Origin of the sequence: Janthinobacterium silvisoli, from assembly GCF_014200725.1 — a bacterium.
In the GTDB taxonomy this organism is placed as follows: Bacteria; Pseudomonadota; Gammaproteobacteria; order Burkholderiales; family Burkholderiaceae_D; genus Janthinobacterium.
This window is the reverse complement of the sequence record NZ_JACHCL010000003.1, coordinates 548,800-571,229: the sequence shown is the minus strand read 5'-3', so window position 1 is coordinate 571,229 and position 22,430 is coordinate 548,800. Positions and strand designations below refer to the sequence as shown.

The 22,430-nt window shown below is 60.8% G+C and carries 19 protein-coding genes; 13 read left to right on the top strand and 6 right to left on the bottom strand.

Going from position 1 to position 22,430, the window contains the following annotated elements; genetic code table 11:
- The first annotated feature begins 249 nt into the window (after positions 1 to 249).
- The 7 genes from xapA (at position 250) to HDE75_RS18875 (ending at position 8,966) form a co-directional block, all read left to right on the top strand.
- Positions 250 to 1,089 (top strand): xanthosine phosphorylase, encoded by an 840-nt coding sequence (xapA, locus tag HDE75_RS18905; protein ID WP_183681085.1) that lies wholly within the window; start codon positions 250 to 252, stop codon positions 1,087 to 1,089.
- Between the two features lie 247 nt (positions 1,090 to 1,336).
- Entirely contained in the window at positions 1,337 to 2,530 is a 1,194-nt protein-coding gene (locus HDE75_RS18900; protein WP_183681083.1) for a phosphopentomutase, read from the top strand.
- Entirely contained in the window at positions 2,527 to 3,486 is a 960-nt protein-coding gene (gene deoC / locus HDE75_RS18895) for a deoxyribose-phosphate aldolase (RefSeq protein ID WP_183681081.1), read from the top strand. The genes HDE75_RS18900 and deoC overlap by 4 nt, the downstream gene beginning before the upstream one ends.
- A 12-nt stretch (positions 3,487 to 3,498) precedes the next feature.
- Positions 3,499 to 5,880, top strand: a complete 2,382-nt coding sequence (locus HDE75_RS18890; protein WP_409254932.1) for an aldehyde dehydrogenase family protein — start codon at positions 3,499 to 3,501, stop codon at positions 5,878 to 5,880.
- An 80-nt stretch (positions 5,881 to 5,960) separates the two neighbouring features.
- The gene (gene deoA, locus HDE75_RS18885) at positions 5,961 to 7,283 is read left to right on the top strand and encodes a thymidine phosphorylase (RefSeq protein ID WP_183681079.1); all 1,323 of its coding nucleotides are present in this window, start codon (positions 5,961 to 5,963) and stop codon (positions 7,281 to 7,283) included.
- A 53-nt stretch (positions 7,284 to 7,336) separates the two neighbouring features.
- Complete coding sequence (locus tag HDE75_RS18880; protein ID WP_183681077.1) at positions 7,337 to 7,747, top strand: cytidine deaminase; 411 nt, start codon at positions 7,337 to 7,339, stop codon at positions 7,745 to 7,747.
- Positions 7,748 to 7,754: 7 nt separating this feature from the next.
- Positions 7,755 to 8,966 carry a nucleoside deaminase gene (locus tag HDE75_RS18875; protein WP_260174291.1) on the top strand — a complete coding sequence of 404 codons (1,212 nt, stop codon included), beginning with the start codon at positions 7,755 to 7,757 and terminating at the stop codon, positions 8,964 to 8,966.
- A gap of 12 nt (positions 8,967 to 8,978) precedes the next feature.
- Here the strand turns inward: HDE75_RS18875 and HDE75_RS18870 are convergent, their stop codons facing one another.
- The 4 genes from HDE75_RS18870 to HDE75_RS18855 all read right to left on the bottom strand — a co-directional run bounded on the left by HDE75_RS18870 (position 8,979) and on the right by HDE75_RS18855 (position 11,630).
- On the bottom strand, positions 8,979 to 10,157 hold the full coding sequence (locus HDE75_RS18870) for a dipeptidase (RefSeq protein ID WP_183681073.1): 1,179 nt from the start codon (positions 10,155 to 10,157) through the stop codon (positions 8,979 to 8,981).
- Positions 10,151 to 10,573, bottom strand: a complete 423-nt coding sequence (locus tag HDE75_RS18865; RefSeq protein WP_183681071.1) for a VOC family protein — start codon at positions 10,571 to 10,573, stop codon at positions 10,151 to 10,153. The genes HDE75_RS18870 and HDE75_RS18865 overlap by 7 nt, the downstream gene beginning before the upstream one ends.
- A 153-nt stretch (positions 10,574 to 10,726) precedes the next feature.
- Complete coding sequence (locus HDE75_RS18860) at positions 10,727 to 11,002, bottom strand: hypothetical protein (RefSeq protein ID WP_260174290.1); 276 nt, start codon at positions 11,000 to 11,002, stop codon at positions 10,727 to 10,729.
- A 145-nt stretch (positions 11,003 to 11,147) separates the two neighbouring features.
- Positions 11,148 to 11,630, bottom strand: a complete 483-nt coding sequence (locus tag HDE75_RS18855; RefSeq protein ID WP_183681070.1) for a hypothetical protein — start codon at positions 11,628 to 11,630, stop codon at positions 11,148 to 11,150.
- A 316-nt stretch (positions 11,631 to 11,946) separates the two neighbouring features.
- Between HDE75_RS18855 and HDE75_RS18850 the strand changes: the two genes are divergently transcribed.
- A complete protein-coding gene (locus HDE75_RS18850) occupies positions 11,947 to 12,876 on the top strand; it encodes a choice-of-anchor A family protein (RefSeq protein ID WP_221291929.1) in 930 nt (309 codons plus the stop codon).
- 28 nt (positions 12,877 to 12,904) lie between these two features.
- Here HDE75_RS18850 and HDE75_RS18845 read toward each other — a convergent pair whose 3' ends face one another.
- Together HDE75_RS18845 and HDE75_RS18840 are read right to left on the bottom strand one after the other, a co-directional pair.
- Positions 12,905 to 13,612 carry a TetR/AcrR family transcriptional regulator gene (locus HDE75_RS18845; protein WP_183681066.1) on the bottom strand — a complete coding sequence of 236 codons (708 nt, stop codon included), beginning with the start codon at positions 13,610 to 13,612 and terminating at the stop codon, positions 12,905 to 12,907.
- Positions 13,613 to 13,621: 9 nt separating this feature from the next.
- Positions 13,622 to 15,061, bottom strand: coding sequence for an aminotransferase-like domain-containing protein (locus tag HDE75_RS18840; RefSeq protein ID WP_183681147.1), 1,440 nt, complete (start codon positions 15,059 to 15,061; stop codon positions 13,622 to 13,624).
- 218 nt (positions 15,062 to 15,279) lie between these two features.
- Between HDE75_RS18840 and aptA the strand changes: the two genes are divergently transcribed.
- The 5 genes from aptA (at position 15,280) to HDE75_RS18815 (ending at position 22,417) form a co-directional block, all read left to right on the top strand.
- A complete protein-coding gene (gene aptA / locus HDE75_RS18835; protein WP_183681064.1) occupies positions 15,280 to 16,596 on the top strand; it encodes an omega-aminotransferase AptA in 1,317 nt (438 codons plus the stop codon).
- 9 nt (positions 16,597 to 16,605) lie between these two features.
- Positions 16,606 to 18,108: a CoA-acylating methylmalonate-semialdehyde dehydrogenase gene (locus HDE75_RS18830; RefSeq protein WP_183681061.1), complete on the top strand. Its 1,503-nt coding sequence runs from the start codon at positions 16,606 to 16,608 to the stop codon at positions 18,106 to 18,108.
- A 36-nt stretch (positions 18,109 to 18,144) separates the two neighbouring features.
- Positions 18,145 to 19,515 carry an NAD(P)-dependent oxidoreductase gene (locus tag HDE75_RS18825; protein ID WP_221291943.1) on the top strand — a complete coding sequence of 457 codons (1,371 nt, stop codon included), beginning with the start codon at positions 18,145 to 18,147 and terminating at the stop codon, positions 19,513 to 19,515.
- Entirely contained in the window at positions 19,515 to 20,795 is a 1,281-nt protein-coding gene (preA, locus tag HDE75_RS18820) for an NAD-dependent dihydropyrimidine dehydrogenase subunit PreA (RefSeq protein ID WP_221291928.1), read from the top strand. Before HDE75_RS18825 ends, preA begins: the two co-directional genes overlap by 1 nt.
- Before the next feature lie 137 nt (positions 20,796 to 20,932).
- Positions 20,933 to 22,417 carry an NCS1 family nucleobase:cation symporter-1 gene (locus HDE75_RS18815; protein WP_183681058.1) on the top strand — a complete coding sequence of 495 codons (1,485 nt, stop codon included), beginning with the start codon at positions 20,933 to 20,935 and terminating at the stop codon, positions 22,415 to 22,417.
- The last annotated feature ends 13 nt before the right edge of the window (positions 22,418 to 22,430 follow it).

Sequence of the window (22,430 nt, the reverse complement as noted above, 5' to 3'; positions counted from 1 at the left end):
CCGCTGGCAGGCAGGTTCATGCATGCACTATAATATTGGCCATTTATATGTGTTTGATATAAATGCGCAAGAAAAATGGTATTTGCTATACATAATCGCCTGATGCATAGTGGCGACCATGGCAATTCAAGCATTCCGGCAGCGCACTCAGAACACCTTCAGACACGCCTGTATCGCCGATTCGCGGGCATAACAGCGCCGCAGACCGACGAGCACCTAACTATTACCTTATTCCAGCAGAGGATCACCATGTCGAACAACGCCCCTTTCCACGCCGCCGAAATCATCCGTGCCCGCGCCCCTGAAAATTTCAAGCCGCGCGTGGCGATGATTCTCGGTTCCGGCCTGGGCGTATTGGCCGAGCAAATGACGGATTCCGTCAGCATCAGCTTTGACGAATTGCCAGGTTTCCCGATCAGCACCGTGCACGGCCACGCCGGCGAACTGGTGATCGGCACCCTGTCGGGCGTCGCTGTCGTCTGCATGAAAGGCCGCGGCCATTTCTACGAAGGCTACGGCATGGGCGTCATGACGAGCGCCATCCGCACCCTGAAACTGCTGGGCTGCGAAATGCTGTTCGTGACCAATGCCGCCGGTTCGCTGCGCCCTGAAGTGGACGCCGGCAGCCTGGTCGCCATCAGCGACCATATCAACCTGTTGCCAGGCACGCCGATGGTCGGCCCGAACGACGACCGTTTCGGCCCGCGCTTCTTCAGCATGGCCAACGCCTACGATGCCGACCTGCGCAATCTGGTAAAAGAAACCGCCGCATCGAACGGCATCACCCTGCACGAAGGCGTGTTTGTCGCCTACCCGGGCCCGAACTTTGAAACGGCTGCCGAAATCCGCATGATGTCGCGCCTGGGCGCCGACACGGTTGGCATGTCGGTGGTGCCGGAAGTGGTGTCGGCCCGTCATTGCGACCTGAAAGTGGTGGGCGTGTCCGTCATCACCAACCTGGCCGAAGGCCTGTCGCCATTCGCCCTGTCGCACGAACAAACCCTGAAATACGCGGCCATCGGCGCGAAAGACCTGGTCACCCTGATCCTGGCTTTCCTGGCCAAAGTGGCAGAAAAACCGCAAGCCTAAGCACACCTGTCAAAACCTGCTGCGCGTAGCGATTTGCGGCTTGCGATGCTCACTGTGCTGAAGCACAGCTGCGCTTCTCGGCCACAACTCACTTTCGCTCGCTACGGTTTTGTCAGGCGTGTAACTGCTTTATTTTTTAAGCATCAGCGGCAGCGCCATTCATGGGCGCTGCCGCGCGGCAGGCCGGGAAAATCCGGCCTACACTGACCGCATCATCTTTGCATCATTCCATAAAGCGAGCCTTATCATGTCACGCGCATTTATCCTCCTGCTTGATTCCTTCGGCCTCGGCGCGACTCCAGACGCCGCCAAGTATGGCGACGCAGGCGCCAATACCCTTGGCCATATTGCCAGCACTGTCGCCAAAAGCGGCAAGACCTTGAAACTGCCTGTCATGGAAAGCCTGGGCCTGGGCGCTGCCGCTCATCTCGCCAGCGGCGAATGGCCTGTCGGCTTCGACCAGCGCGACGGTTTTACCGGCGCTTACGGCGCCGCGCGCGAGCGCTCGACCGGCAAAGATACGCAGAGCGGCCACTGGGAAATCGCTGGCGTGCCCGTCGAATTCGACTGGGGCTACTTCCCCCGCACCACGCCCTCATTCCCGGCCGACCTGACCGGCAAGCTGCAAGCGCTGGCGGGCGTGCCCGGCTTCCTGGGCGATTGCCACGCGTCCGGCACCGACATCATCAACAAGCATGGCGACGAACATGTCGCCACCGGCAAGCTGATCATCTACACCTCGGGCGACTCGGTGATGCAGATCGCCGCGCACGAAGAATCGTTCGGCCTCGAGCGCCTGTATGAAGTGTGCGAAATGGCCTTCAAACTGGTCGAACCGTACAACATCGGCCGCGTCATCGCTCGCCCATTCACTGGCAGCAACGGCAATTACACGCGCACCAGCAACCGCCATGATTACGCGGTCGCACCGCCGGCGCCGACCCTGCTCGACCATGTGAAAAACGCGGGCGGCGAAGTCGTAGGCCTGGGTAAGATCAGCGATATTTTCGCTACCCAGGGTATCTCGCGCGTGGTCAAGGGCGTCGACAATATGGCCCTGTTCGAAGCGCTGCTGAAAACCGCCGATGAAGTGCAGGACAAGTCGCTTACTTTTGTGAATTTCGTCGATTTCGACCAGGCTTTCGGCCACCGCCGCAATGTCGAAGGTTATGCCGATGCGCTGCGCGAAATGGACGCGCGCCTGCCTGAATTCATCGCTAAACTGAAGCAAGGCGACCTGGTCGTCATCACCGCCGACCATGGCTGCGACCCGACCTGGCACGGTTCCGACCACACGCGCGAACATATCCCGATGATCTTCTTCGGCCCTGGCGTGCCTGCGCGCTCGCTGGGCATTTCCGAGACCTTCTCCGATATCGGTCAGACTCTCGCCAAGCACCTTGGCGTACCACCACTTGCGAATGGAAGCAGCTTGTTATGACACTTATGCACCCCGACTTCAAGCGTAACGAGGCCATCGGCCTCGACCTGGGCTGGATCAACCAGATCCGCGTGAACCGCGCTGCAACGGACCGCCGCGCGGCCAGCCTGGCGAACCGCCGCACGGTGAAAAAAGAATACCAGGCCGCCTGGCTGGTCAAAGCCATCCAGGTGATCGACCTGACTACCCTGGGCGGCGACGATACGCCGGGCCGCGTCGAGCGCCTGTGCATGAAAGCCATGCGCCCGCTGCGTGCCGACCTGATGGCCGCGCTGGGTTTGACGGAACTGAGCACCGGCGCCGTGTGCGTGTACCACGAGATGATCAAGCCTGCCGTGCAGGTGATCCAGGGCCGCTTGCCGATCGCCGCCGTGTCGACCGGTTTTCCGGCTGGCCTGACCAGCATGGAAACGAAGCTGCGCGAGATCGAATTGTCGGTCGCTGCGGGCGCCACCGAGATCGATATCGTCATCACGCGCCAGCATGTCTTGAACGGCAACTGGCAAGTGCTGTACGACGAAATGCTGGCCTACCGCAAGGCGTGCGGCGAAGCGCACGTGAAGGCGATCCTGGCCACCGGCGACTTGCTGACCCTGGAAAACGTGGCAAAAGCCTCGTGGGTATGCATGATGGCGGGCGCCGATTTCATCAAGACGTCCACCGGCAAGGAAGGCGTGAACGCCACCATTCCCGTGGGCCTGACGATGGTGCGCACGATCCGCGAATATCACGAGCAGACGGGTTTCCAGGTGGGCTTCAAGCCGGCTGGCGGCGTCAGCTCGGCCAAGAGCGCGCTGCAGTACCTGACCCTGATGAAGGAAGAACTGGGCAATGAATGGCTGCAGCCGCACCTGTTCCGCATCGGCGCTTCCAGCCTGCTGACCGACATCGAGCGCCAGCTCGAGCACTACGTCACCGGCAGCTACTCGGCTAATCATCGTCACGCACAACCTTAAAGAATATTCGTCATGCCTACAATTAACGAGATCCTCACGACTATGGACTACGGCCCCGCCCCCGAAAGTCAAAAAGAAGCGTTGGCCTGGCTGGACGGCCATCAGCGCAAATTTGGCCTGTTCATCGACAATGCCTGGAGCGAGCCGGCCGACCTGTTCGCCTCGACCAATCCTGCCGACGGCGTCCAGCTGGCCGAGCTGACGCAAGCGTCGGACGCCGACGTGGAACGCGCAGTGGAAGCGGCGCGCCGCGCACTGCCCGTGTGGCAAGGCATGGGTGGCCATGGCCGCGCGAAAGTCATGTACGCGCTGGCCCGCTTGCTGCAAAAGCACTCGCGCCTGTTCGCCGTGCTCGAAACCCTGGACAATGGCAAGACCATCCGCGAAACGCGCGATATCGACCTGCCGCTGGCAGCCCGCCATTTCTACCATCACGCCGGCTGGGCGCAGCTGCAATCGGAAGAATTCGCCGATTACCGCGCCGTGGGCGTGGTGGGCCAGATCGTGCCCTGGAATTTCCCGCTGCTGATGCTGTCCTGGAAAATCGCCCCGGCCCTGGCGGCCGGTAACACCGTCGTTTTCAAACCAGCTGAATTCACGTCCCTGACGGCCCTGCTGTTTGCCGAATTGTGCCTGCAAGCGGGTGTGCCGGCTGGCGTGGTCAATATCGTCACCGGCGACGGCCGCGTGGGCAGCGCCATCGTCAACCATCCTGGCGTCGACAAGATCGCCTTCACCGGTTCGACTGAAGTGGGCCGCTTGATCCGCGAGGCCACGGCTGGCAGCGGCAAGAAGCTCTCCCTGGAACTGGGCGGCAAGTCGCCGTTCATCGTGTTTGAAGATGCGGACCTGGACGGCGCCGTGGAAGGCCTGGTCGATTCGATCTGGTTCAACCAGGGCCAAGTCTGCTGCGCCGGTTCGCGTTTGCTGGTGCAGGAATCGATACAGGAGCGCTTCCTGAACAAGGTCCGTGCGCGCATGGAAAACCTGCGCCTGGGTTCGCCTTTGGATAAATCGATGGACGTGGGCGCGCTGGTCGATCCGGTACAGCGCCAGCGCATCGCCGCCCTGGTCGATTCGGCCCGCGCCGAAGGCTGCGACGTATGGCAGCCGGTCTGCGAGATTCCAGCCGACGGCTCCTGGTTCCCGCCTACCCTGATCACGGGCGCGTCGACTTCGGCCGCCGTGGCGCAAGCTGAAATCTTTGGCCCGGTGCTGGTCGCCATGAGCTTCCGCACCCCGCCTGAAGCGGTGCAACTGGCGAACAACACGGTGTATGGCCTGGCTGCCAGCGTGTGGACCGAGTCGATCAGCCTGGCGCTGGATATCGCCCCGGCCATCAAGGCTGGCGTGGTGTGGATCAATAGCGCCAACCAGTTCGACGCCGCTTGCGGCTTCGGCGGCTACCGCGAATCGGGCTTCGGCCGTGAAGGCGGCCGCGAAGGCATGCTCGAATACATGACGGCCCTGGCCGAAGATGCGCGCCCTGCCGCGCCGGTGGTGGAAGTCAAGGCAAAGGCCGCGACCAAGCCGGTGGCAGCCGATCCATTTGCGATCGACCGCACGGCCAAGATGTACATCGGCGGCAAACAGGCACGTCCTGACAGCGCTTACAGCACGCCAGTATTCGGCGCCAATGGCGCCTTGCTGGCCGAGGTGGGCGTGGGCAGCCGCAAGGATATCCGCAACGCCGTCGAAGCCGCCCATAAAGCGTCTGGCTGGACCAGCGCCACGGCGCACAACCGCGCGCAAGTGCTGTACTACATCGCTGAAAACCTGGCTGCCCGCTTTGATGAATTCGCCGCCCGCATCGCCGCCATGACCGGCAATAAGAATCCGGAAAAAGAAGTGCAGGCTTCGATCGAACGCCTGTTCTACTACGCCGCCTGGGCCGACAAATATGACGGCCTGGCGCACCAGCCACCGACCAAGGGCATCACCGTGGCGCTGAACGAAGCGGTCGGCGTGATCGGCATCGTCTGCCCGAACGAAGCACCTTTGCTGGGCTTCATCTCGCTGGTAGCGCCTGCCATCGCGCTGGGCAACCGCGTGGTGGTGGTACCGTCGGAAGCGCATCCGCTGTCCGCGCTGGACCTGTACCAGGTCTTCGATACGTCCGACCTGCCCGGTGGCGTGGTCAACATCATCAGCGGCAACGCCGATGAACTGGCGCGCACACTGGCTACCCACGCTGACATCGACGCCGTCTGGCGCCATGATGGCTCAAGCGAAGGCTGCGCCGAAGTCGAGCGCCTGTCGGCCGGCACCCTGAAGCGCACCTGGGTCGGTGGCGCCAAAGGCCGCGACTGGTATAGCGCAGCCCAAAGCGGTGGCCGCGCCGTGCTGGCGCATGCGTCGCAAGTGAAAAACGTCTGGATACCCTACGGCGTCTAAGCGGTGGACAATTAGTTTCGCAAAGCTGGGGTCAGTCCTGTCAGGTCTGGCCCCAAACCTATTTTTATTGGAGTTATTCCATGTTTTTAACCCAAGAAATCATCCGTAAAAAACGCGACAAGGGCGTCTTGAGCGCAGAAGAAATCCAGTTTTTCGTGCGCGGCATCACTGACGGCAGCGTCAGCGAAGGCCAGATTGCGGCACTGGCCATGGCTGTCTTTTTCAACGACATGAACATGGACGAGCGCGTGGCGTTTACCCTGGCCATGCGCGATTCCGGCGAGGTGCTGGACTGGCGCTCGCTGAACCTGCCTGGCCCTGTGGTCGACAAGCATTCGACCGGCGGCGTGGGCGACGTGGTCTCCTTGCTGCTTGGCCCGATGATCGCTGCCTGCGGCGGCTACGTGCCGATGATCTCGGGCCGCGGCCTGGGCCACACGGGCGGCACGCTGGACAAGTTCGATGCGATTCCCGGCTATTGCACGGTGCCGGACAATGCACTGTTCCGCAAGGTGGTCAAGGAAGTCGGCGTGGCCATCATCGGCCAGACGGCGCAGCTGGCGCCTTCCGACAAGCGTTTCTACAGCATCCGCGACGTGACCGCCACGGTGGAATCGGTGGCCATGATCACCGGCTCCATCCTGTCGAAAAAACTGTCGGCTGGCCTGGATGCGCTGGTGATGGATGTAAAAGTGGGTAGCGGCGCCTTCATGCCGACCTACGAAAAATCGGTGGAACTGGCCGAAAGCATCGTCACCGTCGGCAATGGCGCCGGCATGCAGACCTCGGCCATCCTGACGGACATGAACGAATCGCTGGCGCCTTACGCCGGTAACGCGCTGGAAGTGCGCGGCGCCATGGATTACCTGACGGGCCGTTCGCGTCCTGCACGCCTGCACGAAGTGACCCTGGCGCTGTGCGCCGAGATGCTGGTGCTGGGTGGTGTGGCGACCACGGAAGAAGAGGCACGTGCCAAGCTTGAAGCGGTGCTCGCTTCCGGTGAAGCGGCCGAGCGCTTCTCGCGCATGGTCAGCGCCCTGGGCGGCCCGTCCGACCTGATCGACAATCCGGACAAGCACCTGGAAAAAGCCCCATTCGTGGTGCCTGCGCCAGCGCTGTCCTCAGGTTTTGCCAATGTACGCGATTGCCGCGGCATCGGCCTGGCCGTGGTGGCACTGGGCGGCGGCCGCCGCCGTCCAACCGACGCCATCGACTTTGCCGTCGGCCTGACGGAACTGCTTGAATTGGGCCAGCAAGTAAGCGCCGGCCAGCCGCTGGCGATGGTGCACGCGCGTACGCAGCAAGCAGCCGAACTGGCCGTCAAGGAAATCCAGGCTGCGTATGAAATCAGCCCGGTGGCGCTGGCTGCCAATCCGGTGATTTACCGTACGATACGTCCGTAAGATAGCTATGGGGTCAGACCCGTCGGGTCTGACCCCGATTTAGAAGAGACAAAATGAACAAACAAGAACTGATCGCCGAAGCCAACGCCGGCCGCGAACTGGCGTATGCGCCGTACTCGCGCTTCAAGGTTGGTGCGGCTTTGCTGTGCAAGGATGGTCGCGTGTTCCGTGGCTGTAATGTGGAAAACGCTGCGTATGGCCTGTGCAATTGCGCCGAGCGCACGGCATTTTTCAGCGCAGTCGCCCAGGGCTGCAAGCCAGGCGACTTCGCCATGCTGGCCGTTACGGGCGATACCGCCGAACCTATCTCGCCTTGCGGCGCCTGCCGCCAGGTGATTTTCGAATTGGGCGGCAAGGATTTGCCAGTGGTGCTGACCAATCTGAAAAACGACATCATGGAAGTGACGGCGGGCTGGTTGCTGCCCCATGGTTTTGGCAATTCCGACCTGGACATGCAGCGCTAGGACTATCTTGAACAAGACGATCGATATCCAGGCTGCCGTGGCCATCGCGGCAGCCGAAGCCATGGCCGCCAAGACGCAGGGCACGTTCGGCGTGGGCGGCGTCTTGCTCGATGGCGCAGGCAATGTGCTGCAATCGATGCATAACAATGTCGTGCGCCAGGGCCTGGTATTCGATCCGACTGCGCATGGCGAACGCCAGCTGGTCGACTGGTATTTTGCGGAGCGGGCCAAAGGCACGCCCTTGCCCCCACCTTGCGAGCTGACCATTGTCACCTCGCTGGACCCGTGCTGCATGTGCACGGGCGCGATCCTGGAAGCGGGCTTCAATGTAGTGGTGGCAGCGCCCGACGCCAAGGCCGGCATCAATTACGATGGCGCCGCCAGTTTCACGGCTCTGCCCCAGCCGCTGCAGGCATTGGCAGGTCAGCGCTTTGCTTATCCCAGCGTGCGCGGTGCTACCGAATATGCGCGCCTGCCTTCGGGCGCTGCGCCCAAGTCTTTTTTTATCGGCAAGAGCATCTTAGAGGCGACGCAGGCTTTGTGCTCGCTGGTGTTCGAATCCACTTCGGCCGAGGTGATGCGCTTGCTGCATGCGGGCGATGATGCCGCCTTGCTGGACCCGGCCAGCTTGCCGCCCGAGCACGTGGTGGTGCGCGCCTTGCGCCGCCGCTACCCCGATGCGCTCACTTACCGCTGCGCGCCGCACGCGCCCGATGCGGGCCTGGCGCCGTTCCTGCAGGCGGCCATGGAGCAGGACAAACGCGATGGCGGCCAGGGCGATGCTGCCGCCTTGCTCGATGCATTTGGCAACCTGTTGCTATGCATGCCGGGCCAGCTGGCCAAGTCTGTCATCCGCACGCCGTTCATGGAATGCACGCGCCAATATGCGCAGCTGCGCTATGAATTGATGGCGGCCGCTGATGCTACGCGACAGGATGAAATCAAGCGCTATCTGGGGCATCCCAAGCATGGCACTTTCGTGCTGGCGATAGGCCCGGATGCGGGCGCCGCCAGTTTCATGACCCTGGGCGCTTATGGTTCGACGATGGAAGGCGCGCTACCGGAAAACAACCCGGCACAATTCCAGTATGTGCGGCCCGCCATGCCGCCAGCGGAATTGCTGGCGCTGTGCCGCGCCATGCCGCCGCTATACCGCAATATCATCCGGATCCGCCCCACGCAAGTGGCCGACCGCGCGCTGGTGGCCGCCATCGGCTAGGTGTTTTGCCGTTCAGGCATCGTCATCCGGTAAATTTTTCAGTAAAAAGTCGCGCACGTTTTCACCGGCGATGCGGCGTATCTGCGCCTCGGATAATCCCGCGTCCAGCAGCGCCTGCGTCAATGCCGGCAAACCGGCCGCGTCTATCGCCGTGGTGACGGCGCCATCGAAGTCCGAGCCATAGGCCACGTGTTCCACGCCGATCAGCTTTACCGTGTAACGGATGGCGCGCGCGATGGCCGTGACATCCTTGCCGCAGACGGCCGTGCTCCAGAAACCGATGCCCACCAGGCCACCCTGCGCGGCGATCTTTGTCAATTGTGCGTCCGACAGGTTGCGCCCGTTGTCGCAAGTGCCGCGCACGCCCGTGTGCGAGACGATCACAGGCCGCGTGGCCAGGTTCAATACGTCGTCGATGGTCGCCGACGAGGCATGCGCCAGATCGACGATCATCTTGCGCTGCTCCATGGCGACCAGCCATTGCTTGCCCAGCGGCGTCAAGCCGCCTTTGTGCAAGCCGTGCTGCGAGCCGCCGATTTCCGTATCGAAGAAATGCGTGGGCGCGGCCATGCGATAGCCGGCACGGTACAGCACGTCGAGATTATCGAGCTTGCCTTCCAGCGCATGAGCGCCTTCCAGTGTCAGCCAGCCCGCCACCAGCCCGGGAGTGGCCTCGCGCGCCGTGATGAAATTGCGCAGCTGGGCGCGGCTGCCGATGACCGTGACCTTGCCGCCGCTGCGGCTGGCCAGCTGATGCAGTTCCTGCGCCTGGTAAGTGGCGCGTGCCAGCAGGCTGGTCCAGGTAGCGGGCGGCAAGCGCTGGGCAATAACCAGCGCCGTGATGTTGTCCGTGCCGCTGCCATTGTGGTCGATATTCATATGGCGCGGCGTCTTGGTCACGGCCGAAAACGCTTGCAGCGCCACGTTACCCTGGATCAGGCGGGGGAAGTCGACATGGCCGCGACCATTGGCCTGGTTCAGGTCGCGCTGCCACAGCAGGCTGTCCGCATGCAGGTCGGCGATCCAGAGGCGCTGGTGCAAGGCCAGCGCCTGTCTGGAGACGGGCTTGGACAAAGGTGGATACACCTTGTTGAGCGAGCGGTCGACAAGAATGGGCGCAGCCAGGGCGCCGCCGATCAGCAGCAGGCCGATGGCGCTGGCGCCGATCAAGATGGTTTTGCGTTTTACCATGGATCGTAGGTTCCCAGACTCCAGACGTGGCCTTCCAGGTCGCGGCAGGTAAAGCCGCGTCCGCCGTAATCTTCATCTTTGATATCGAGCACGATTTCGGCGCCCGCTTCGATAGCGCGCCGGTAAACACTGTCGGCATCCTCGACGACCAGGTAGCAGCCTTGCGTGTTTGCCTTGTCGATTTCGTTTGGCTGTTTCATCAGCCGGCCATATTCGCTGTCGACGACCGAGCCCAGCATGATCATGCCGTTGCCAAAGCTCAGTTGCGCATGGGCGATGCCGCCATCGTTGTCGGGCACGACCAATTGCTTTTCAAAACCGAATGCCTGGCATAGCCAGTCGATTGCTGCTGGTGCGTCGTGGTAGCGGACACAAGGGATGGTGGTTGCCCGGGTGGCTTTTGCGGTATTGGACATACGGAAACTCCTGTGACGGGGATGGAGTAACTTCGATCATGCATGCCGCGCAGCGTTCAGTATCCGTGCGCTCCATGTGGATGGAGTTGATGCCTGTCATGATGGTGTCTTACTATAGTCCACAGGCATCCCAGCCACAAGCAGTCTTCCCGCTTATTCGTGCTTGCCTGGCTGTTCCGCCGTGGCCGTTTTTTTATCCCAGCTGGAACCGCCCATATTGCTGGCCCATTTCAGCAACAGGAAGATGACGAACAGGGTGAGCACCAGTGGCAGGATGGTAATGATGAAGGCCAGGCCGATGGCGCAGGCAAGCAGCATGGGCCATGGCATGGCGTTCAAGGCATCGAGGCCCTGGCGCGCATAGCCGCACAGGTCTTGCCAGAAGGCCGAGAAGGAATTGCTGCCGGGTGCCGAGTTGATGTCTTTCATGCTGCTCTCCTGTTATCGTCGATGTGCCCGCCGCGTTTGCGGCCTGGCGATGACTGCACTGTAGTCCGGCCAAGGCGCGGGCACAGCGGGTCTGCGACGAATGGAGGATTTGGCGGCATCAACTGCGGTATGCCCCGATAAACAGTTAGTCAAAAATCTTCAGCTTGAGCTGAAAACTGAGTGCGCCATACAGCCTGTCTTTATAGGACGGCACGATGGCGATGTTCACGCCCACGCGCTGGTATTCATAGCTGACGGTGGGGATCAGGGCAGGGAACCAGCCGCCATCGCGCATTTTTGGGTAGCCGTTGAAACCGCCGACCACGGCGCCCAGGCGCAGCGGACCCATCTGGATAGGCTGGTAGTACACACCCAGGTAGTTCGAATACGCGCGGTCGCTATTGTAGAAGCGGCCAGCGGTAGCCGAGGCCACGGTGGAAAAACGGTATTCGGCGCCCAGGCCGGGATTGCTGTCGTTCAGATCCTTGTCGCGCTGGAAGTGGTACGAATAAAAGCCTGCGTTGAGCCAGGTTTCACTGAGCGGCTTGTTTTCAATCACGTTAAATACGTCTGCTTGCGCGCCGCAGGCATAAGCCAGCAGCAATACGCCAAATGACCATCGTTTCATTGCACTTTTTATCCTTAAATTTCCCGCTTGGGAGTTAAAGCTGATGCCATTGCTGGCGCTGGCGCGATCGTATCATCAAGTTCGCCCGAGATCGAAACACTATATCAGTTGCCGATGAGAATGATATTACGCCACCGATGGTTTCGTTTGTTGCCGCCTATAAATAAGTTAAAGATGGGCAAGTGAAAATGATTCTCATAATGCAATATAGTTTCAATTTTTATTATAAAAGTTGTAGTTTTGAGACATATCAAGCTCAGCATTTATGATATTCTCCGTATAAGTTAATTTTCAATTTGGAAACAAAATGTCAACCATGTCCAAAGCACCACTGTTACTCTTGCTGTCCACCGTGTTTGTTGCCGGTGCTGCCCAGGCAGCGGTCGTCGATCTGGGCATCGGCGGCGCCAATCTGTATTCCCTGAATAATTTCACCGCCAACAGCAGCGATGTGGAAGGCGCCGTGCTGGTTGGCGGCAACCTGACCGCATCGAGCTATTCGATCAACCAGAACAACAAGGATGCGTATGGCACGAATGGCTATGCGCTGGTGGTTGGCGGCAACCTGAACTACAGCTCCGGTTCGATCAAGAATGGCAGTTATTACGTCGGTGGCAGCACGACGACCAGCAGCACGGGTTTTGACGGGGCGTCGAAATCGACCACCTCGCCTGTCTCGTTCGCCTCGACCTCGGCCCAGCTGAAAAGCACTTCGACATCTTTGTCGACGGTGGCGGCCACCGGTAGCAGCAACGTGCAGTACGGTGGCATGACTCTGACTGGCGGCAGCGGCACTGGCGGTGTGCAAGTGTTCAACCTGACCTCTTCCGCCCTGGGTTCTGTGAACTACTTCAATTTCAGCAACCTCAATGCGAACGACACGCTGATCCTCAACATCAGCGGTAGCAATGTGAATTTGAGTGGAGGCTACGGCAACTTTGGCCAATACAATGTGCTGTACAACTTCTACGAAGCGCAGAACATCACGCTCAATGGCGTGGGATTGTACGGCAGTATATTGGCGCCACTGGCGACGGTGTCCGGTGGCAATGGCCAGATCAATGGCAACGTGGTGGTGGGTAACTGGAATTCGAATATCCAGGTCAATTCCAACCATTACTTCAACCCGACCAACGTGGCCGGCCTGGTGTCGGCCGTGCCGGAACCGGAAACCTACGCCATGCTGCTGGCGGGCCTGGGAATGATAGGCTTCATGGCGCGCCGCCGTAAAGACAAGGCTGCCTGATTAGCTGGCTTAGCTGAAGAAACCGCCATCACGGCGGTTTTTTTTCGCCTTGCGGTTTCATCGCCACCGCCGCCAGCACCATTTGCACGATCAGCGCTTCGGCCTCATTGAAATCCTGCTGCGTGAGTTCCTCGCGGTCCAGCACCAAGGTCATTTGCGCTGAAAAATCCGCATACGATTGCGTCATGGCCCAGATGGCGAACATCAGATGCGTGGCGTTCACAGGGGCGATCTTGCCGGCCTTGCTCCATGCCTCAAACATGGCGATATCCTTGCGCAGCAAGGGCACGACACGCTCGCGTATTTGCGCGCCATACAGGGGCGCGCCATGGATCACTTCCAGCGCATACACGCGCGAAGCCCATGGCTGTTCGCGTGAAAAACGCAGCTTGGCGGCGATGTAGGCGCGCAGCATATCCTGCGGCGCATGCTTGTCCTCATCACCTTCGCCGTCGGCTGCGCTGGCAAGCTTGTCCATGCGCGCCAGCCAGTCATCGAGTACGTCGTCCAGCACCCGCTGGTACAACTGCTGCTTGGTGGGGAAGTAGTACATCAGGTTCTGCTTCGACATGCCCGCCCGTTCGGCGATGGTGGCGATCGATGCGCCTTCGTAACCGCTTTCCGCAAACACGCGCACGGCTTGCTCCAGGACGTCGGCCTCCAGGCGGTCGCGGTTTTGCAAACGCCGTCCGCTGGCGCTTTTAACGGGAGTGGCAAGGGATTTTTCGCTATCCATGGTGTCTCTCTAGCGGGGACGTATCGATTGCAGGAAGGCCTGCAGCACGGGTGTGTCGGTGTAAGCCACGTTGAAACGGAACCACACCGTTTCGGGTGGACGCAGCATGAAAAATTCATTCGGCGACAGCAATATGCCTGCCTTCAACGCCATGTCGGCCACCAGCTTGCCATTCCATTCCGGCGTCTGGATGTCGGGCCAGCCAGCGCTGACAAACATGCCGCCACGCGGGCGCGCCACCGGCGTCATGCCCGCTTGCGCCAGGCCATCGATGCTGCGTTCGCGGGCGTCGTCGAGCTGGGAAACCAGCTTTTCTATCATGCGCTTGTAAGGCCGCGCAGAGACGGCGTGATAGGCGGCGCGCTCGTTGATTTCCGAGGTCGTCAAGCCCGTCAGCATTTTTACGCGTACCAGTTCGGCCAGCAGGGATGGCGAAGCGCAGATCGATCCCACGCGCAGTACCGGCGACAAGGTTTTCGAGAAACTGCCTACGCGGATCACGCGCCGCAAGCCATCCATGGCCGCCAGCGAAGCGTCGCCGCGCGTCGCCAGTTCGCGGTAGATATCGTCTTCCACCAGCCAGAAATCGAATTGTTCGGCCAGTGCCAGCAAGCGGTGCGCCTGTGCCTGGGACAGCGAGGTGCCCAGCGGATTTTGCAGCACCGTGTTGACGAACATTAGCTTCGGTTGGCTGCGTGCTGCTTCGGCCGCCAGCGCATCGAGATCAAGTCCCGCCTCGCCGCGCTTGACGCCGACGGGGATGCAGCCGTGGTGGCGTATCAGCGACAGCAGGTTGCTGTAGCCGGGGTCTTCCACCAGCACCGTATCGCCCGGCTTGGTCAGGCTGCGCAAGATCAAGTCAAACGCATGCGTGGCGCCGTGCGTCAGCAAAATCTGGTCCGCCTCGACCTGGAACAAGTCTTCCGACAAGGTGGCGGCCAGATGCTGGCGCAGCGACGGAAAACCCAGCGGATGGCCATAACCGCGCAGCCGGCTGGCCGGAATGCGCATGGCCTGGCGCACGGCGTCGAGCACGGTAGCTTCGCCATACATTTCCGGTGGCAGCCAGCCCGCACCCACCGGCAGCGCCTCCGATACGCCTGAATACAGGTCCGGCGTGAGGGCGTCGATGGCGGCCGGGCTGCTTTGCACGGCGGATTGTGGGGAACTGGCGACATCATGGCGGGCCACAAAGTAGCCGGAACCGCGGCGCGATGACAGCAAGCCCAGGTTGACCAGGCGGTCATACGACTCGACCACGGTAAAAGTGGAGACGCCATTGCATTTGGCGAACTGGCGTACGGACGGCATCTTGGTGCCGATACGCAAGGCGCGGCTACCCACCATGACGCTGACGGCAATCACGATCTGCTCGACCAGGCCGCCCTTCTTGTGGCGGCCTATCTCGAGCACGGGCCAGCCGCTGACGTTGCAGGATGGCTCTTCCATGTTGTCACTGTGCTTCACCGGTGGCTCCTTATGCTGCCTTGCACAAAAACTGTAGTGGTTTCTTGACCTGTACGGTTGGCTAACTTTGCCGTTTGTGTATCTGTGCCATTGCGGATGGCCTGACTATGATTAGACCAGCTTTTTGCCAACTGGTAAATTATTTTACGCTTCGTCAAAAACGATTGACGACACGCTAGCCCCACTCCCAGGAGAAGGTCATGAATACTGCAAAGCCGGAATCGATGTCGGCATTCTGGATGCCATTTACGAACAACCGTGATTTCAAGGCCCACCCGCGCCTGCTGGTCTCGGCGGAAGGCATGTATTACAAGGATGTCGATGGCAACACCATTTTGGATGGCACGGCCGGCTTATGGTGCGTGCCCTGCGGCCATGCACAGCCGAAGATCGTCGGCGCCATCCGCGAAATGGTGGGTCAGCTGGACTTCGCGCCCACCTTCCAGATGGGCCATCCGGCCGCCTTCGACCTGGCGGAAAAACTGATGGACTACACTGGCCACAAGTTTGGCCACGTGTTCTATACCAACTCCGGTTCCGAAGCGGTGGATACGGCCTTGAAAATCGCGCTGGCCTACCACAAGGCGCGCGGCGAGGGCGGGCGCACGCGATTGATCGGCCGCGAGCGCGGTTATCACGGCGTGGGCTTCGGCGGGATTTCCGTGGGCGGCATCGCCGGCAACCGCAAAACCTTCGGCCCGCTGCTGACAGGTGTCGATCATCTGCCGCACACGCACAACCTGGAAAAGAACGCCTACACAGTGGGCGAGCCTGAGTACGGCACGCACCTGGCCGATGAACTGGAACGCATCGTCGCCCTGCACGACGCCTCGACGATCGCCGCCGTGATCGTTGAACCGGTAGCCGGTTCCACCGGCGTGCTGATCCCGCCGAAAGGTTATCTGAAACGCTTGCGCGAACTGTGCACCAAGCACGGCATCCTGTTGATCTTCGATGAAGTCATCACGGGATTCGGCCGCATGACGACACCGTTCGCCGCCGACTATTTCGAGGTCGAACCGGACCTGATGACGACCGCCAAGGGCCTGACCAATGGCATGGTGCCGATGGGTGCCGTGTTCAGCAAACAGTATATCCACGACGCCTTCATGGACGCGCCGGCCGGCATCGAACTATTCCACGGCTATACCTATTCCGGCCACCCACTAGCTTGCGCCGCTTCGCTGGCGACCCTGGAAGTGTTCGAGGAACAGGACATTCTGGGCCACGCCAAAAGCATGCAGGCCTATTGGAGCGACGCCGTGCATTCCTTGAAAGGGCTGCCGCATGTGATCGATCTGCGCAGCATCGGCCTGATCGCCGGCATTGAACTCGAAGGCATCGCCGGCAAGCCTGGCACGCGCGCCTTCAACGCCTTCAAGCAGGCATTCGCCGACGGCGTGCTGATACGCACCACAGGCGACATCATCGCCCTGTCGCCGCCGCTGGTGCTGGAGAAAAAACATATCGATGAACTGTTCGGCAAGCTGGCGACGGTGTTGAAGAACCTTGATTAAGGAAAAGCGATGACTGATCTCGATACGATTACTCACTTTATCAACGGCGCCAAAGTCGACACCAGCAGCGGCCGTTATGGCGATGTGTATAACCCGGCCCTGGGTGTGCTGGTGGCCCGCGTGGCGCTGGGCAGCAGCGGTGAAGTCGATGCGGCCGTGCAGGCCGCTGCCGCTGCCTTTCCCTCCTGGTCGGCCACGCCACCGCTGACGCGTGCTCGCGTGCTGTTCCGCTACCTGCAGCTGTGCCAGCAGCACACCGATGAATTTGCCGCCATGCTCACGCGTGAACATGGCAAGACCTTTGCCGATGCGCAGGGCGAGGTGGCGCGCGGCATCGAGATGGTGGAATTCGCCGTCGGTATCCCGCAATTATTAAAGGGCGAATTCACGGACCAGATTTCGCGCGGCATCGACGCCTGGTCGATGCGCCAGGCGCTGGGTGTGGTGGCTGGCATCACGCCATTCAACTTCCCCGTGATGGTACCGATGTGGATGTTCCCCGTCGCTATCGCCTGCGGAAATACCTTTGTGCTCAAACCTTCAGAACGTGATCCATCTGCCTCCTTGCTGCATGCAAAACTGCTGAAAGAGGCAGGCTTGCCCGATGGCGTATTCAACGTGGTGCAGGGCGACAAGGTGACGGTCGACGCCTTGCTCGACCATCCTGTGGTGCAGGCGATCAGCTTTGTCGGCTCCACTCCCATTGCCGAATATATCTATGCACGTGGCAGTGCCAGCGGCAAGCGTGTGCAAGCGCTGGGCGGTGCAAAAAATCATATGGTGGTGATGCCTGACGCCGACATGGACATGACCGTCGACGCCCTGATCGGCGCCGCCTATGGTTCGGCCGGCGAGCGCTGCATGGCCATTTCCGTGGTGGTGGCCGTGGGCGACGCGGGCGACAAATTGATTCATGCGCTGGCACAGCGCACGGCTGCACTCAAAGTACGCGACGGGATGGAAGATGGTGCAGAAATGGGGCCGGTAGTGTCCAGTGCAGCCAAACAGCGTATCGAGAAACTGATAGGCGAAGGCGTGGAACAAGGCGCGACTTTGGTGGTCGACGGCCGCAACCATGTGGTGGCTGGCCGCGAAAACGGCTTCTTCGTGGGCGGTACTTTATTCGATCATGTCACGCCCGATATGAGCATCTACAAGGAAGAAATTTTCGGCCCCGTGCTGTGCGTGCTGCGCGCGCCCGACGTGGTGCATGCGGTGGCCCTGATCAACGCCAATGAGTATGGCAATGGCGTGGCGATTTACACGCGCGATGGCGGCGTGGCGCGCGAATTCGTGCGCCAGATCCAGGTGGGCATGGTTGGCGTCAACGTACCTTTGCCGGTGCCCATGGCCTTCAATAGTTTCGGTGGCTGGAAGCGTAGCCTGTTTGGTGACCACCACGCATATGGCCCCGAAGGCGTGCGTTTTTACACGCGCCACAAGGCCGTGATGCAGCGCTGGCCCAACACCGCCAGCGCTGGTGTGGAATTTGCTTTTCCACAGATGAAGTAGGGCTGGCAGTCCATTGCAGGCATAAGAAAAGGAATGATGATGATCGAATCCCTCAGTTATTTACCGCATCCCACCCTGCCCAGCGAAGAGCTGGCGGGTCACTTTACGGATCTGGCGCCGCCCTTGACGGCGCGCCAGGCGGCGATAGAAAGCGCGCGCTGCCTGTATTGCTATGACGCGCCGTGCAGCCGCATCTGCCCATCTGAAATCGACGTGGCCAGCTTTATCCGCAATATCCACGACAAGAATATCAATGGCGCGGCAGCCGGCATCTTGAAACAGAATATCCTGGGCGGCAGCTGCGCCCGCGTCTGCCCCACCGAAATCCTGTGCGAAGACGTCTGCGTGCGTAACCACGACGCCGAAGGCCAGCCGGTGAAAATCGGTTTGCTGCAGCGCTACGCCGTCGATCACGCGCATTTCGCTGCCCACCCATTCAAGCGGGCGGCGGCCACCGGCAAGACGATCGCCATCGTCGGCGCCGGTCCGGCCGGCCTGTCGTGCGCACACCGCCTGGCCATGCTGGGCCATGACGTCGTGATCTTTGAAAAGGAAGACAAGGCGGGCGGCTTGAATGAGTACGGCATCGCCAAATACAAGCTGACCGACGACTTCGCGCAAAAGGAAGTGGCATTCTTGCTGGACATAGGCGGCATTGAAATCCGATGTCGCCAGGTGCTGGGCGAAAACCTGCAGCTGCGTGATCTGCACGCCCAGTACGACGCCGTCTTCCTGGGCCTGGGCCTGGGCGCCAGCCGCAAGCTGGGGCTGACGGGTGAAGATGCGCCAGGCTTGCTCGCTGCCGTCGACTATATCGCCGCGCTGCGCCAGGCCGACGATCTGAGCTCGCTCCCTGTACCGAAACGGGCCATCGTGATCGGCGCCGGCAACACGGCCATCGACATGGCTGTGCAAATCCAGCGTATGGGCGCCGAGGAAGTGACGCTGGTGTACCGGCGCGGTTTCGACGCCATGACGGCCACCCACCATGAACAGGACATCGCCAAGGCGAATCAGGTGCGCATGCTGACCTGGGCACAGCCACAGCAAGTGTTGCTCGATGCAGAAGGCAAGGTGGCGGGCATGCGCTTCGAAAAAACGCGTTTGGAAGGCGCGCGGCTGGCGGGTACTGGCGAGACCTTTGATGTGGCGGCCGAAACCATCTTCAAGGCCATTGGCCAAAGCCTGGCGAGCGACGCCTTGCATGACCCGATGGCGGCGCTGCTCAAGCGCGATGGCGACAAGATAGCTGTCGATGCGGGTTTTCGCACGGTGCTGCCGGGGATTTATGCGGGCGGCGATTGCGTGGTGCCCGGACAGGACTTGACGGTGCAGGCCGTCCAGCATGGCAAGCTGGCCGCACTGGCCATCCATCATGATCTTATTTTCAAAGTGGAGGCTGCATAATGGCTGATCTCAGCATCGAATTTTGCGGCATCAAGTCGCCCAATCCCTTCTGGCTGGCGTCTGCGCCGCCGACCGACAAGGCCTATAACGTGGTGCGCGCTTTCGAGGCGGGTTGGGGCGGCGTGGTATGGAAAACCCTGGGCGAAGACCCGGCCGCCGTGAATGTCTCGTCGCGCTATTCCGCCCTGTATGGCAAGAACCGCGAGGTGGTGGGCTTCAATAATATCGAGCTCATTACCGACCGTTCTCTGGAAATCAATCTGCGCGAAATCACGCAAGTGAAAAAGGACTGGCCTGACCGCGCCATGATCGTCTCCTTGATGCTGCCTTGCGAAGAACACTATTGGGCCGACATTCTGCCGAAGGTGGAGGCCACGGGCGCCGATGGCATCGAGCTCAATTTCGGCTGCCCGCACGGCATGCCGGAGCGGGGCATGGGCGCCGCCGTGGGCCAGGTGCCCGAGTACGTGCAGATGGTCACCGCCTGGTGCAAGAAATACAGCCGCCTGCCCGTCATCGTCAAGCTTACCCCCAATATCACTGACGTGCGCATGCCGGCCCGTGCTGCCAAGGCGGGTGGGGCAGACGCCGTCTCGCTGATCAACACCATCAACTCGATCACCTCCCTGGACCTGGACCGCATGGTGGCGCTGCCCATCGTCGGCGGCGCCAGCACGCATGGCGGTTATTGCGGTTCTGCCGTCAAGCCGATCGCGCTGAACATGGTGGCCGAAATCGCCCGCGATCCGCAGACGCGCGGCTTGCCCATTTCCGGCATCGGCGGCATCGGTAACTGGCGCGACGCGGCCGAATTCATCGCCCTGGGCGCCGGCTGCGTACAAGTTTGTACGGCCGCCATGCTGCATGGTTTCCGCATCGTCGAAGAGATGAAGGATGGCTTGTCGCGCTGGATGGATGAAAAGGGTTATGAGCGCATCAGCGACTTTTCCGGCAAGGCCGTGGCCAACACGACGGACTGGAAATACCTGGATATGAATTACCAGGTGATTGCGCAGATCAACCAGGACGACTGCATCAAATGCGGCAAGTGCTACGTGGCTTGTGAAGACACCTCGCACCAGGCCATCGCCCAGCTGATCGATGCTGCTGGCACGCGCAGCTATGAAGTCATCAAGGATGAATGCGTGGGCTGCAATCTGTGCGAAATCACCTGTCCGGTGCAAGGCTGCATCACGATGGTGCCGCAGACCACGGGCAAGCCGTACATGAACTGGACGCAGGACCCGAGGAATCCAAGAGCTGTGGCGGAGACGGCATAGGGCACGGTTATTGCGTGCGTTTATTTTTATAAACAGCGGCCCGACTTTGCAGTAAGCTAGACCGACTAGCCGAGCCGTTTCCACTGCCGTATCCCTGGCGCCTTGGCGCGCCAGCGGTCTAACCGATGGAGCAACCTGTGAACCACGACTACTCTGGCAACACGCAGCTGTGGAATGAAGATCTGGCCCCCACCACGGCCGCGCAGCGCACCTGGCGCTGGTATCACTTCGCCGCCCTGTGGGTCGGCATGGTGATGTGCATCCCGGCCTACACCTTGTCGGCCAGTCTGATCGACAGCGGCATGTCCGGTTACCAGGCGGTGCTCACGGTGTTCCTTGCCAACGCCATCGTGCTGCTGCCCATGCTGCTGATCGGTCACGCAGGCACAAAATACGGCATCCCGTATGCAGTGCTGGCACGCTCCTCGTTCGGCACTACCGGCGCCCGTTTGCCAGCTTTGATGCGCGCCATCGTCGCCTGCGGCTGGTATGGCATCCAGACCTGGTTCGGCGGCCAGATGATCTACACCTTGATGGGCGTATTGGCGGGCCATGAACTGGGCGGCGACAAGATCGCGGGCCTGGGCATCAACGGTAGCCAGTTGCTATGTTTCCTGGCTTTCTGGGCCATCCAGTTCTATTACATCCTGCATGGCATGGAAGCGATCCGCAAGCTGGAAACCTATACGGCACCATTGAAGATTCTCATCTGTTTTGTGCTGCTGTACTGGGTGCATACGCGGGCCGGCGGCGTGAACGCGCTGCTGGACCAGCCATCGCAATTCATCCCCGGTGGTAAAAAAGCCGGCCAGTTCTGGAGTGTCTTCTGGCCATCGTTGACCGCCATGGTGGGTTTCTGGGCCACTTTGGCGCTGAATATTCCCGACTTCACCCGCTTCGCCAAGACGCAGCGCGACCAGGTGATCGGCCAGTCGATCGGCTTGCCCGTGCCCATGGGCTTGCTGGCCATGCTGGCCGTGATCGTCACGGCAGGCTCGGTGGTGATGTTCGGCAAAGCCATCTGGGACCCGGTCGACCTGGCCAGCCGCATGACGGGCGCCGCCGTGCTGATCGCGCTGATCATTCTCTTGATCGATACCGTCAGCGTCAACCTGGCGGCGAATCTGGTGGGGCCGGCATATGACTTTTCTTCGCTGGCGCCCAAGCAGATTTCGTACAAGATGGGCGGCTATATCACGGCCTCGATTGCCATCGTGATGATGCCGTGGAAGGTGCTGGAATCTACCCAGGGCTATATCTTTACCTGGTTGATCGGCTATTCGGCACTGTTGGGGCCTATCGCCGGCATCCTGATCGTCGACTACTACTTTATCCGCAAGACGCGCCTCGACGTGGCGCAGCTGTACCGCGACGATGGCCTGTACTCGTATGGCAATGGCTGGAATATGGCGGCCATTGCCGCGTTCGTGATCGCCGTGCTGCCGAATATCCCGGGATTTTTGAACGCCGCTTTCCCCGCTACTTTCACCGACGTGGCGGAAGGTTTCAAGACGCTGTACACCTACGCCTGGTTCGTGGGCGTGGCCATCGCCGCAGTCGTCTACGGCGTCATGATGAAGGGTAAGGCAGCGGCGCACGTGCAGCACGCACCACTGGCTTGACCCATTAATAAAG

Coding starts and splice junctions, on each gene's coding strand:
- xapA (WP_183681085.1), top strand. CDS start 250: ATGTCGAACAACGCCCCTTTCCACGCCGCCGAAATCATCCGTGCCCGC.
- HDE75_RS18900 (WP_183681083.1), top strand. CDS start 1,337: ATGTCACGCGCATTTATCCTCCTGCTTGATTCCTTCGGCCTCGGCGCG.
- deoC (WP_183681081.1), top strand. CDS start 2,527: ATGACACTTATGCACCCCGACTTCAAGCGTAACGAGGCCATCGGCCTC.
- HDE75_RS18890 (WP_409254932.1), top strand. CDS start 3,499: ATGCCTACAATTAACGAGATCCTCACGACTATGGACTACGGCCCCGCC.
- deoA (WP_183681079.1), top strand. CDS start 5,961: ATGTTTTTAACCCAAGAAATCATCCGTAAAAAACGCGACAAGGGCGTC.
- HDE75_RS18880 (WP_183681077.1), top strand. CDS start 7,337: ATGAACAAACAAGAACTGATCGCCGAAGCCAACGCCGGCCGCGAACTG.
- HDE75_RS18870 (WP_183681073.1), bottom strand. CDS start 10,157: ATGGTAAAACGCAAAACCATCTTGATCGGCGCCAGCGCCATCGGCCTG.
- HDE75_RS18865 (WP_183681071.1), bottom strand. CDS start 10,573: ATGTCCAATACCGCAAAAGCCACCCGGGCAACCACCATCCCTTGTGTC.
- HDE75_RS18860 (WP_260174290.1), bottom strand. CDS start 11,002: ATGAAAGACATCAACTCGGCACCCGGCAGCAATTCCTTCTCGGCCTTC.
- HDE75_RS18855 (WP_183681070.1), bottom strand. CDS start 11,630: ATGAAACGATGGTCATTTGGCGTATTGCTGCTGGCTTATGCCTGCGGC.
- HDE75_RS18850 (WP_221291929.1), top strand. CDS start 11,947: ATGTCCAAAGCACCACTGTTACTCTTGCTGTCCACCGTGTTTGTTGCC.
- HDE75_RS18845 (WP_183681066.1), bottom strand. CDS start 13,612: ATGGATAGCGAAAAATCCCTTGCCACTCCCGTTAAAAGCGCCAGCGGA.
- HDE75_RS18840 (WP_183681147.1), bottom strand. CDS start 15,061: ATGGAAGAGCCATCCTGCAACGTCAGCGGCTGGCCCGTGCTCGAGATA.
- aptA (WP_183681064.1), top strand. CDS start 15,280: ATGAATACTGCAAAGCCGGAATCGATGTCGGCATTCTGGATGCCATTT.
- HDE75_RS18830 (WP_183681061.1), top strand. CDS start 16,606: ATGACTGATCTCGATACGATTACTCACTTTATCAACGGCGCCAAAGTC.
- HDE75_RS18825 (WP_221291943.1), top strand. CDS start 18,145: ATGATGATCGAATCCCTCAGTTATTTACCGCATCCCACCCTGCCCAGC.
- preA (WP_221291928.1), top strand. CDS start 19,515: ATGGCTGATCTCAGCATCGAATTTTGCGGCATCAAGTCGCCCAATCCC.